This window comes from Sphingobacterium psychroaquaticum (assembly GCF_004421025.1).
Taxonomy (GTDB): domain Bacteria; phylum Bacteroidota; class Bacteroidia; order Sphingobacteriales; family Sphingobacteriaceae; genus Sphingobacterium; species Sphingobacterium psychroaquaticum.
In genome coordinates this window covers 3090942-3104965 of the sequence record NZ_CP038029.1, presented here as the reverse complement: position 1 = coordinate 3104965, position 14024 = coordinate 3090942, and the positions used below count along the sequence as shown (strand labels likewise).

Sequence of the window (14024 nt, the reverse complement as noted above, 5' to 3'; positions counted from 1 at the left end):
ATTATTTCCTTTTACAACATTTATTTGAATTATACGAGCTGTAAATCAACCTGTTATAAAAGTGTCCCCTTTTTGTCCCCTTTTTTCTCTTGGTATTGTCCCCTCTCTTTGCGTTATTTTGATTAACCGTTGTTAAGATTAACCAAAAACACTGGAAACTGACATACCCATATGTCAGCGAATGTGCTGTTAATGGCGGTTTACTACAACACCGAATTAACAGACTATGGATAATAATAATCGTAGAGATTTTTTAAAGAACAGTGGTTTACTGCTGGGTAGTTTACTGCTGTCAGGAAGAGCGATGGGAAGCCTAGGTGCCGACGGTACCTTTGGCGGAACGGAACCTTATATGGGAGAGATTTGTCTTTTTCCGTATGCCTTTGCGCCGAAAGGTTGGGCTCCGTGTAATGGACAAATATTAAATATTTCAACAAATACGGCTTTGTTTTCGCTATTAGGTACTATGTATGGCGGGGACGGCCGAACCACTTTTGGCTTACCGGATCTCCGCGGACGGGTGCCGATAGGCTGGGTTCCCGGAGGATCTTATCCCCAAGGGCAGCCTGGGGGGGAGGTTGCGCATACCTTGACGATGCAGGAAATGCCTATGCACAACCATGGTGGACAGCTGACTATACAGGAGCAAGTTGGGGACGTTGCAAATCAAAGCTCCCCGATCAATAATTATCCCGCAACGAACCCACAGTATAACAATCGTTTTTCATCGACCAAGGACGAAGTGATGCAGGAATACCCGCTTGATGTGAACGCCTCTTTGCAAGGTGGGAATCAGGCTCACAATAATATGCAGCCTTTTTTAACACTTAATTTTTGTATTGCACTTACCGGTATATATCCCCCAAGATCATAAGTTATGGAACCTTTTGTTGGAGAAATAAGAATATTTGGGTGCAATTATGCACCTATAGGTTGGGCGTTTTGTAATGGTGCGATATTACCTGTACAAGCGTATTCAACATTGTCTGCTGTTATTGGAACACGATTTGGAGGCGATGGAACGACTACCGTAGGACTTCCTAGTATGAATGGGAATGCGCCAATAGGTAGGGGTCAGGGTCCGGGCTTAAGTCCTCGGAATGTGGGGGATAAAGTAGGTCTATCGAATGTGACTTTAGGGCTTAATGAAATACCTGCGCATCAACATACCTTTGAAGGAAAAGCAAATGTGGCGACGGCTGCCAATACGGCGAGCCCCGCACAGAGCTATGTAGCAGAAGCAACGGGTAAAGAGTTGTATACCAGTGTTCCAAAATCTGGAGCAACAGAGCATATTGTACTTGCTCCAGCCGGAGGTACACAGCCTCATAATAATATGCAACCTTATTTGGCGATGAACTTCTGTATTGCTACCGAAGGTATATTTCCTGTAAGAGGAGATGGAGGCTCTCCTGTTGAGGCTTATGTTGGTGAGATAAAGATGTTTGCCGGCGATTATGCTCCGATGGGTTGGGCTTTTTGTGATGGAAAAGAGATGAGCATCAGTGAAAATGAGACTTTGTATACGTTGCTGGGGACCACCTTTGGCGGAAATGGTCAAACGACTTTTATGTTACCTGATCTTCGTGGGCGTCTGCCTATTGGACTGGGGCAAAGTCCGGGACAACCTAATTATACGTTGGGACAAAGGGCTGGAGCAGAAACGACCACCATACTGTCAACACAATTGCCGACGCATACACATTTGACACCCGAGTCAGCAGGGGGCAAGAGAATAAAATATGGAAATGCGAGTGCTTCGGGAGATTCCGGTAGCCCTTTGGGGCGCCATGCGGCCATTGTACCGGGGTTAAAACAGTATGGTAAGACCGCATCAACAAATAAAACAGGCGCGTTCACAAAGGGGGTAACGGCTCTTGCGGGCGCAACTTTGCCACATGAGAATATGCAACCTTCTCTCGCGGTTAGTTTTATTATATGCCTTTACGGCATTTTTCCTTCCCAGTTTTAATTTCCGATCATGATCCAGAGCAATACAATATATCGTCTTTTTTGCAGTGGCTTGCTTCTTATGCTGCTGCTTGTAAAGACGGGCACTAGTTATGCCCAATGCACGGATGATTACGGTGTACTCGCTTTTACGGGGTACCAAATCGCCGATGCGGGCAATCCGCAAGGGCAGCAAGATCAATTTTCTTTTATCCTGTTGGAATACCTACCTGCGAATACATCTATTTTCTTTACGGACTTTGGTTTGACGGATGTAGGGCAGACCATTTTCCAGACCGTTGCGCAATCGCCCACTGATGGGATTTTGGAATGGAAATCCACAACGCCATTAGAAGGTGGTACCTTGGTGGTGGTCAAGGTCGGAGACAAAACGGCGACGCATGGAGCGGTAACCGAGACGCTGGGGAGTTTTAATTTCGGTATCGGCGGGGATCAGTTGTTTGCGTATAAAATGGTAAGTGGAGCAAAAAAACTCCAAGCAGCTTTGTTACTAAATAAAGATGCCTGGAACCTTAGTATGCCCGCTGTGTCTTCTTCGGCCTCCTTGAATCCAAATCTGCCCCCTGGTTTTAAGCAATCAAAGATGATAAGTTCTCCCGATGAGGACGCGTATCAGGCACGTATGAATGTGGGGTTAGCGGTGATGGGCTCACGGCAGACCTTGCGTCAGCAGGTGTTTAACCATCCGCTTACTGTTTTTAACGATATCTATAGCAATTTGGCTCAGTTGGAACAACTGGCGGTTGCTTGGAATGTTGATGCACCGACCAAGTCGGCTATCGTGAAGAATGGTATCATCTTATCCATAACATCGGATGCCTGTTATTACCAATGGCAGGAAAGTGCGAATGGTGTAGATTTCGTGGATATAGGTCAGGCAACCACTTCGACGATGGTGACGAATGCGAGTTACAGTTCACCGCGCTGGTTCCGCGTACGGCTAAGTGGCGCCAAAACGGTATATACGGATGCGATTCGTCTCGGTCCACAAAACCTAACCTTGACCGCAAGTGCAGGTACAACAAGTTATATGACAAACGCAGAAACACCGGGCGCAGCCGTGCCTATCGATCCGGCATTATCGATCGTGCGTTTAGAACCAGAAGGTCTTTCCAGCGCGAAAGTAGCTATCACAGGTAATTTACAAATGGCGCAAGATGTCTTGTCCTTCACGAACAATCCGGCGACGATGGGGAATATAACGGCAAGCTTTAACGCTAGTACGGGTGAAATGAAACTTACCTCTAACGGCGCAACAGCTATACCGGAACAATGGCAGCGCGCATTGCAGTCAGTGACATATAGCAATTCGAGTAGTGCACCAACTTTAGCAACGCGCACTGTATCTTTTACCCTTACAGGGGAAGCGGAAACCAGTAATACCGTTACCAAGCAGGTGAGTGTGACCAAAATAAATACCGCGCCGATAGCGAATAGTGATGCTTATACTGTTAATGAAGACTCGCAGTTGACGGTCGCTGCACCAGGGATTTTGGTGAACGATACCGACGCGGATGGCGATGCATTGACGGCCGTTTTGGTTGTGGGGCCTTCGTCTGGAACGTTGACATTAAGTGCAAATGGTTCGTTTACGTATACACCGGTACCAAATTTCAACGGAACGGATAGTTTTACCTATAAGGCCAATGACGGTACGTCGGACAGCAATATAGCAACGGTTTCTATTTCAGTAACGGCGGTGAATGATGCACCTACAGTTACGGTTCCGTCAACGATAACGGTTAAGCAACATGTTGCGACCACGATAACGGGGATTTCGTTTGCTGATATCGATGCTGGAGCAGCGCCTGTAACGGCGACTTTTTCAATACCTTCGGGCTCGTTGAATGCAACTACGGGATCCGGGGTAACGGTTAGTTCGCAAACACAAACGAATACCATAACCTTAACGGGAAGTATTGTAGATATCAATACATTTATCGCTATGGGGCGTTTGACATTGACTGTTACAGGGATTGTGTCCCAACAGATGACCGTCAATGTGAACGATAATGGTAATACAGGTAGCGGTGGAGCTAAAAATGCTAGTACGTCGTTTCCGATTATCGTAACACCAGCTACCAACCCGAAAGTTACGAATGTAAGTTCTCCTATGGCTAACGTTGCATATGGCACGGGTAGTGCGATTTCAATAGACGTTACATTTGATCAACCCGTTACCGTAACAACAGGCGGAGGATCACCTACACTTTTACTGGAAACGGGCGTGAACGATCAAAAGGCAGTTTACTTCTCAGGTAGTGGAACATCCACGCTGACATTTACCTATGTCGTACAAGCGGGGGATGTGTCGTCAGATTTAGATTATAAATCAACATCAGCGCTGGAATTAAATGACAGTAGGATTAAAAATGGTTTGACAGAGGATGCCCTATTAACCTTACCGACACCTGGAGCATCGGGCTCGCTGGGCGCAAATAAGAACTTGGTGATCGATGGCGTAGCACCAACGGGTACGATCTTAATTAACAATGGTGCGTTGTATACAAATCATCGGGCAGTCACCTTGAGCCTGACCTCCAATAAGAGCAATACGCAGATTCGGTTTTCAAATGATGGTGTAAGCTGGAGCGGATGGGAGACATTCAGTGTTTCGAGATCGTGGATCTTACTAGAAGGAGATGGTGCAAAAACCGTTTCGGCCCAATTAAGGGATGCGGTAGGGAACGTAAGTACTACCCTGCATGATAATATTGTCGTGGATACGCAACCTCCTGTAGTTTTAGGTGTTACGAATGGGGAATTGTATAATACAAATAGAACAATTACCTATGATGAAGGTAATGCTACTTTGAATGGAGCGAACTTTACATCAGGAACGATTGTTTCGGCAGAAGGGTCTTATACGTTGGTTGTAACGGATGCGGCTGGTAATACAACAATTGTTTCTTTTACCATCGATAAAACAGCTCCTGTAGTGACTGCTGTAAGTGTGCCAGCCAATGGCTACTATAAGACAAACGATGTGCTGACTTTCGAGCTAACGATGAGTGAACCGGTACATGTTTTAGGGCAGGTTGACCATCCACATTATATTCCGATTACCATCGGTTCTGCTATGGTAAAGGCTACGTATGTACGAAATAACAACAGAACGCTTACATTTCAGTATGTTGTAAAACAAGGTGATACCGATTTGGATGGTATTACGCTAGGTAGAGAGGTGGTTATTGAACGGGGCTCCATCACCGATGCAGCCGGTAATAGTATGTTGTTAACCTTAAACAATGTTGCCTCCACGACAGGCGTCAGGGTTTCAACTATTCCACCAACAGTTACGCTTACAACAAGTATTGGTATAACGAATAAACCATTTATTGTGACTGCGACATTTTCTGAAGCTGTAGTAGGTCTGTCAGTGGGTGATTTATCTGTTTTAAATACAACGGTTTCTAATCTTTCTACGACTGACAATATTACCTATACTTTCTTACTTTCGCCTGCTCGTGAAGGCGAGTTTACGATATACCTACCTGCAGGTTCTGTACAAAATATAGGAGGGAATGATAATGTGCGGTCGAATACACTGCGTGTAATATACGACCAAACTCCACCGGCTCAACCGACAGGTTTTCAGGCGAAAGGAGGGAATGGACAAGCGGTGCTGCAGTGGAATAAAAATATGGAAGTCGATTTAAAGGGCTACCGATTGACGGCGAAGAAAGCGGGTGAACCCGAACAACTGGTTGCCACCTTAACGGAAAGTGAGACCAGCTATACCCATACAGGATTAACCAATGGTATGACGTATAGATACTTCTTGCGTGCGGTTGATGTAGTCGACAATGAGGGACCGTATGCGAGCGCTACGGCGACAACACAAGGAGAGCAAACCATCACATTCGATCCATTGAACACCGTGTCGTATGGTATGGCGGATCTTGTTTTGACGGCGGTGTCGACTTCTGGACTGCCGGTCGTGTATGCGTCTTCGAATAATTTGATCGCCGAGCCGTATATCGATGTCGCAGACGGAAATAAGTGGAAACTTAAGATTAAGGGGGCTGGAAATGCCTTGATTACGGCTCGACAAGCAGGAGATGCTGCTTACCTGGCCGCGCCAGATGTTGTTCGTGGAATTGATGTGACTAAAGCACCGTTGAACGTGATTGCCAATGATATAACCAAAGTTTATGGAGCGATGGTGCCAGTGTTGACCGCCCGTTATGATGGTTTTGTTAACGGTGATGCTGCTGCTGATTTGCTTTCGACTCCTGTATTGACAACGGTTGCAGTAGCGGGTTCGTCTGTCGGAACATACCCAATACTAGTGTCTGGAGTGACGTCAAATAACTATACCATCACGCATAAAGCAGGTGCTATTGTTGTTACGCCTGCCGTGTTAGTGGTAGACGCTAATGCAAGTAACAAGGTATATGGCGCGAATGATCCTGTATTTACCTACACCGTCAGCGGTTTTGTAAATAATGAAGATAAATCAGTGTTGACGGGCGTGTTAGGTCGAGCTGCCGGACAAGAGGACGTTGGGGTGTATGCGATTACACGCAATACCCTGAACGCCGCAAATTATACCCTTGATTATACTGGAAATAATCTTTCGATTACTCCTGCACTATTAACCGTTACCGCAAAGGATGAAACTAAGGTGTTTGGAACGATGGATCCGGCTTGGATATATGATGTCGATGGGTTACAATTTAATGACACCGATCATGTGGTTTCGGGAACATTAACACGTGAGCCGGGTGAAGAGGTTGGCAGTTATGCTATTCTAGGAGCTAACCTAGCGACGAATGCGAACTATACCTTGAAATATATGCCGGGTGTATTCGAGATTACGAAAGCGACCCTAACGGGCTTAAGTCTGAACGATGCAAGCTTTACATACGATGGTTCCGCGAAGTCATTGCTACTGCAAGAGACGCTGCCGCAAGGTACTTCGGTAAGCTATGTTGGCAATGCGAAAACGGATGCGGGAATCTATGAGGTTACTGCTACGGTAGATGGTGGTGTGAATTACATCGGGCAGACGTATAAGGCTACGATGACTGTGGAGAAAGCGACATTGACGGGCTTAAGTCTGAACGATGCAAGCTTTACATACGACGGTTCCGCGAAGTCATTGCTACTGCAAGGGACGTTGCCGCAAGGTACTTCGGTAAGCTATGTTGGCAATGCGAAAACGGATGCGGGAACCTATGAGGTTACTGCTACGGTAGATGGCGGTGTGAATTACATCGGACAAACGCTGAAAGCGAAGCTAACGATTACGAAAGCGACGTTGATGGGCTTAAGTCTGAAAGATGCAGGCTTTACATACGACGGTTCGGCGAAGTCATTGCTACTGCAAGGGACGTTGCCGCAAGGTACTTCGGTAAGCTATGTTGGCAATGCGAAAACGGATGCGGGAACCTATGAGGTTACTGCTACGATAGATGGCGGTGTGAATTACATCGGGCAGACGCTTAAGGCTACGATGACTGTTGAGAAAGCGACGTTGACGGGCTTAAGTCTGAACGATGCAAGCTTTACATACGACGGTTCCGCGAAGTCATTGCTACTGCAAGGCACGTTGCCGCAAGGTACTTCGGTAAGCTATGTTGGCAATGCGAAAACGGATGCGGGTACCTATGAGGTTACTGCTACGGTAGATGGCGGTGTGAATTACATCGGACAAACGCTGAAAGCGAAGCTAACGATTACGAAAGCGAAACAACAAATCACATTTACTGCGCCAGCGGTACTTGGCCGTGATGCTGGTACGGTACCAATGGATGTAAAAGCAAGTAGCGGTTTACCGGTACAGCTAACGATAGACGAACCTATGGTCGCCCGAATTAATGGGTTGAATCTAGAGGTATTACGCTTGGGGACGGTCGTAGTAACAGCAACGCAGTCGGGGGATGCCAACTTTGAGGCAGCAGCGCCAGTGTCGGTAACGGTCCGCGTGAAGAACAGTGCCGATGCACCACTTCCAATTCGTGTACACCAAGCGGTGTCTCCGAATGGAGATGGAATCAATGAGTTCTTGATGATCGAGGGAATCCAGGATTATCCGGAAAACAAGGTGACGATCTTCGATAAATCTGGAAAGGTATTGAAAGTAATCGAGCGCTACGACAATCGGGAGAATGTGTTTACCGCCGACCATGTGATTGATGGTACATATTACTATTACCTCGATATCAAAGATGATAATGGGCAATGGAAACGGGATAAGGGTTACTTTGTTGTGAAACGGTAACCGCATACTTCTTCGGCATGGCGAGGAGGAACGACGCGACAATCTTATAGAGAAAGCTAAAATATAAAATGAAAACATTAAAAATAATCATGGGAGCTATGTTGTTGTCTCTACCTTTTATAGGTAGGGCGCAGCACGGCATTAGTTACAATCAATTTGGACAACTGCGTAACTCATTTAATAGCTCGCTGAGTACAATGGATGATCGGGGGAGTTTCTCCGTGTTGGGGCGTAGTCAATGGGTGGGTGTGGACGGCGCACCGAAGTCTATATGGGCAACCGGAAATGCGGTAATTAAGCCCATTGGTCTTTCTGTCGGAGGGGATGTGAAACACTCCGAACTCGGAATTGTAAAAGAAAGTGAATTTTCGGTCTTTGCCGCCAAAGCGGTGCGTCTATCCGAGGATGAGTATTTGAGCCTTTCGATGGGGGGAGGATTATTGTACTTCCAGGGGAACTACAACCACCTCGATCCGAATGACCCTGCATTTCGGGATAACATCCGGGAAACAAATGGTATTTTGAGCATCAGTACTTCCTACTATCGAAAGGACCGTTATTATGTGGGGGTGTCCATGCCGCGTTTTTCGCTGAAGCGGGATGCCAACCGCGAGTACGAGTTTCGGAATGTATACTACATCACCGGAGGGGCTTTATTTCGTTTGGACGATGCATTCCATATCCGACCATCCTTTATCGTGAGTCACATGGATGATTTGACCCCACGTTATGATGTTAGTGCGCTGGTCTTTATGGCACGTAAGATTGGGGTCGGTATGGGCGTACAGAATCAAGGTGACCTCTCTGGATTACTGCAATTTAATTTTGGCAATTTCGGCATCGGCTACAGCTACCAATTTAGTCCGAAAAGTCCAACCATGAATCAGCGGATTTCAAATAATACGCATGAGGTCGGTTTGCGGTATCGCGTGGGTGGAATTGGTTTACTATAGGTCTGACGCTATGAAAGGATTAAAAAAAATATGGATGAATATGAAACGCTTGACTCCTTGTTTGTTTGTGCTGTTGTCGCTATTTTTCTCTGCAACTGTCTTTGGACAAGCAACAACCGAACTTTTTGAGACGGAGACAAATGGGAGTACTACATTTATCGACAACGGGGTGGAGTTTAAAATTATCTCTCACGTGAGTGTTTTCGATATTCAAGGAAATTATCCTGGGACGGGTTGGAGTGGGACAGCGAATGATAATCGATATATTGATAACGCGAACGACACGCAAAGTCCACCCTCTTTCAGTATCAAAACAACATCAAATCTGTTTAAAGTCCATAGATTTTGGTTGTACTTATCTGCATTGAATTTAAGCTTAGACGTTCAAGGATCAGTAACCATTACAGGGAGATTGTCGGGGGTAACCAAGTTTTCTGCAACAAAGAGTAGTGGCTTCATGACGAGTCTGGGGGCAACAAACGGATATACGCTCATTGATTTGACCAATCTAAATGGAATGAACTTTTCCAATATTGTTATCGATGAATTGCGGATAACAGCAAATGGGGGCTTTCGGTATGTTGGCTTTGATGCCTTTAGGTGGGTAAAGGATTCTGGGATGGTTCTGCCAGATAATCCAGGTACTCCCCTGGAGCTTGGTTTGGAATCGAAGGAGAACGTTTCTTGCAATGGTGGGAGTAATGGATTTGCGACCGTTAAAGGAAGTGGTGGCGCAGGGTCATATACTTATAGTTGGTCTCCTTCGGGAGGGACTGGAGCAACTGCTTCGGGACTTGCTGCAGGTTTGTATACAGTGACGGTCAAGGATGCTCAAAATGTGACAAAGTCTCTACAGGTAGAAATTACGCAGCCTTCAGCGTTGGTGTTGAGTAATGGGGGAACGGAAAATGTAAGCTGCTATGGAGAAAACAATGGTAAAGCAACAGTCAACGTGACAGGAGGAACGGCTCCGTATACTTACGCATGGTCACCAAGTGGGGGAACTCAAGCTACCGCTTCCAATTTAGCAGCCCGTACGTATACGGTAACGGTGACGGATGCCAAAGGGTGTTTTAAGACACTTGATTTTGAAATTACGCAACCTTCAGAGTTGAAAGCATCGACGAGTCAGACAAATGCAACCTGTAGTACTGCTGGAGAGGCTTCAGTTTTTCCATCTGGTGGTAAGGCACCATATACCTATGAATGGAGTACAGGTGCTAAAACACAGATACTAACGGGTTTGGCAGCCGGGCCTGTTAGCTGTGTGATTAAGGACGCTAATGGTTGTTCGATTACGAAGAACTTTACAATAGGAACAACGAATACCTTGGTAGCAAGCACATACCAAACAAATATATTATGCAATGGGTCAGCAACGGGATCTGCCGGTGTAATACCGTCGGGGGCAGCAGGACCTTTTACGTATGTATGGACAGGTGGTGTTAGTAATTCGGATGTCGCAAACAATCTAAGCGCTGGTAGTTACAGTGTTCTGATTACAGCGGCAAACGGCTGTTCAATAACAAAGAATTTTACGATCACAGAACCATCAGCGCTACAAGCTATTCCTGCAGAGCACCAAGATGTCTCATGCTATGGCGGAGGAAATGGCTTAGCTAGTGTATATGTGAGAGGCGGCACAGGATCCTATACCTATAGTTGGGCGCCATCAGGAGGTACTGGGGCAATGGCTTCCGGACTGCGTGCAGGAACTTATACCGTTACGGTCACAGATGCAAACCTTTGTGAGGTAACACAGACCATAACGATTACACAACCGGATCCAATAGAGATCGCTATCGATAGGCAAGACAATGTTTCCTGCCACGGTGGCTCCAATGGCGCAGCAAGCGTGCACGTAACGGGCGGAACGGGTGCATACACATATAGTTGGGCACCTATGGGTGGGACTGATGCTACAGCGACTGGGCTTCCGGCAGGCACATACACCGTAACGGTCGTGGATGCCAATAGCTGTGTCGAAACGAAAAGAGTTACGATAACGCAACCGGATATTTTGGAAGCTACATTTGATAAAACGGATGTTTTGTGTTTTGGAACAAGTACTGGAACGGCAACGGTAGTTCCCAATGGAGGTACAGCGCCATATACGTATCGGTGGACGCATAACAACAGCACAGAGGCCACCGTTTCTGGGCTGGCAAAAGGGGCGTATGAAGTGGAGGTGACAGATGCGCACGGTTGCATGAGAAGAGCCACGGTCGTCATTGGTCAGCCTGCCTCCGCGTTGTCTATTAATCCTCTTGCGCAGACAAATATTGCCTGTAACGGTGGGGCAACCGGATCGGCGACGGTTTCGGCTTCCGGAGGATCGGAACCCTACCGGTATAGCTGGTCTAGCTCTTCCTCAACCACAGAAACCGCAATTAATCTGTCTGCGGGTATACATACTGCGACAGTAACGGATGCAAATGGATGTCAGAAATCATATACTTTTAATATCACAGAACCTAGCGTACTGCTGGCTTCAATAGGCAATATTACTTCGCCTTCTGCGCCTGGAACAAGAGACGGAAGTGCTTCTGTGGTAGTTCAAGGTGGAACGCCGAATTATACGTATAGTTGGTCGCCTTCGGGGGGTAGCGCCGCAACGGCGAAAGGTCTTTCAGCAGGTGTTTACACGGTGACCGTTACCGATGCCAATGGGTGCGAAGTAACGGCGAGGGCAGAGCTTCATGCTCCAGTGAGTGTTACACAGGTAACTTCTACCTTACGTAACGGCACATACGGTATCGGAAAGGATATTCCCGTTTTGGTACAGTTCACTAAACCGGTGACTGTCTCGGGCGTCCCGTCAATCGCTTTACAGTTGCAGAACGGTTCGGTACAAGCTAATTACGTAGCAGGTAGTGGTACTGATGCGCTAACGTTTAACTATAAAATTCAAGATGGTGATATCACCAACCATCTGGATTATACATCTACAGAAGCAATGTCCCTACAGGGTGGATCAATAACAGATGCCCAGAATAGGAATGCAATCCGCACACTCCCAGCACCGCAAGCGGCGGGTTCGCTGAGCGATAACAAGATGATTATTGTGGATGGTATTGCACCTAGCGGAACTTTAGCAATCAATGGTGGCGCATCTTTTACGGGTTCGCGTGATGTACGGCTTACTCTCACTGTAACTGAGCCTTCGGGGATGATGCAGTTTTCGAATGATGGAACGACATGGTCGTCTTGGGAATCCTTTGCTGCATCGAAAGCTTTGACATTACCTGCCGGTGATGGGATGAAAACTGTATATGCAAGATTTAAAGATGAGGCGGATAATATTTCTGCACTATATAATGACGGGATTGTTCTTGATGAAACTCCTCCAGCCAAACCGACAGGCTTTGTTGCGGTAGGCGGAGATGGTCGGGTGCAGTTGAGCTGGAATGCCAATTCAGAATCTGATTTTGCCCAGTATAAACTCTTTGTACAACCTAAAAATGGAACAAAGGTTTTACTTGAAACAATTCAACGTGGGACAGAAGCTTTTGTTTATACGGACTTACCAAATGGAACAAGCTATACGCTTTATCTACTGGCGGAAGATCATGTTGGTAACCAAAGTGTAGAAACGAAAGTTGAAGCAACGACGATGGGGGAACAGACGATATCTTTTGCTTCATTACCTCCCGTGGTTTATGGTGTGTCGGATGCGGTGTTGGGCGCAACCGCGAGTTCGGGATTACCGGTTTCCTATATTTCTAGTGATAAAGCTGTAGCCGAGGTCTATCAAGAGGGTCAACAATGGAAAGTGAAGGTGAAATCTGCTGGTCAAACGATGATTACAGCATCTCAATCGGGTAACGGAGTCTATTTGGCAGCGCCATCATCCAGCCAAAACTTGGTGGTTGGAAAGGCGACGTTGAGGGTGACTGCAGATGCGCAGACAAAGGTGTTTGGAGCGTTGGATCCTGTGCTTACTTATCAAGTTGATGGCTTGAAAAATGGGGATCTACGGACTGTTGTTATGGGCTCGATAACTCGTGATAAAGGAGAGAATGTAGGGGACTATAACATTCGTAACGTGGATTTAGCAGCTATAAACTATACGATCGATTATCAGGCGGCAAACTTAACTATTAGCAAAGCAACGCTTATAGGTTTAAGCTTGAAAGACGCTGGCTTCACGTACGACGGTTCCGCGAAGTCGTTGGCACTACAAGGTACGTTGCCTGCTGGGGTCGCAGTGCAATACCAGAATAACAATCAAGTAAATGCGGGAACCTATCAGGTTACGGCAACTATTGTTGAAACTGGAAACTACTTAGGCACATCGCTTAAGGCAAACTTGACGATACGTAAAGCGAAGCAACAGATTACGATGACAGCGCCTGCGGTCGTAGATCGCGATGCTGCTAAGGTATCGTTGGATGTAAAAGCAAGTAGTGGATTACCAGTACAGCTCACTGTGGATGAACCTATGGTTGCACGGATCAACGGATCGGATCTTGAGGTATTACGCTTGGGAACAGTTGTGGTAACAGCAAATCAAGCGGGTAATGAAAACTATGAAGCAGCAACACCTGTTTCGGTGACCATCCGAGTGAAGAACAATGCCGACGCGGAGCTTCCAATTCGGGTACAACCAGCGTTGTCGCCAAATGGAGACGGTATCAATGATTTCTTCTTGATTGAAGGTATTCAGGATTATCCAGAGAATAAAGTAACGATATTCGATAAATCAGGTAAGGTGTTGAAGGTGATCGAGCGTTATGATAACCGAGAGCGCGTCTTTACCGCAGATCATGTTATCGATGGTACATATTTCTATTACATCGATGTCAAAGATGAAAACGGTCAATGGAAACGCGATAAAGGTTTCTTTGTCGTGAAGCGGTGATTTTAGGACATAG

Annotated in this window: 5 protein-coding genes; all 5 read left to right on the top strand. The window is 46.4% G+C overall.

Translation table 11 applies throughout. The features are described 5' to 3' along the window. The first annotated feature begins 226 nt into the window (after positions 1 to 226). Positions 227 to 874: a phage tail protein gene (locus E2P86_RS12965; protein ID WP_234991039.1), complete on the top strand. Its 648-nt coding sequence runs from the start codon at positions 227 to 229 to the stop codon at positions 872 to 874. A 3-nt stretch (positions 875 to 877) separates the two neighbouring features. After that, positions 878 to 1972 (top strand): phage tail protein, encoded by a 1095-nt coding sequence (locus tag E2P86_RS18240; protein WP_085471243.1) that lies wholly within the window; start codon positions 878 to 880, stop codon positions 1970 to 1972. Positions 1973 to 1981: 9 nt separating this feature from the next. Next, positions 1982 to 8197: an MBG domain-containing protein gene (locus tag E2P86_RS12955; protein ID WP_134433449.1), complete on the top strand. Its 6216-nt coding sequence runs from the start codon at positions 1982 to 1984 to the stop codon at positions 8195 to 8197. Between the two features lie 68 nt (positions 8198 to 8265). After that, positions 8266 to 9150 (top strand): PorP/SprF family type IX secretion system membrane protein, encoded by an 885-nt coding sequence (locus E2P86_RS12950; RefSeq protein WP_134433448.1) that lies wholly within the window; start codon positions 8266 to 8268, stop codon positions 9148 to 9150. A gap of 10 nt (positions 9151 to 9160) precedes the next feature. Beyond that, complete coding sequence (locus E2P86_RS12945) at positions 9161 to 14011, top strand: MBG domain-containing protein (protein WP_134433447.1); 4851 nt, start codon at positions 9161 to 9163, stop codon at positions 14009 to 14011. Positions 14012 to 14024 lie beyond the last annotated feature (13 nt).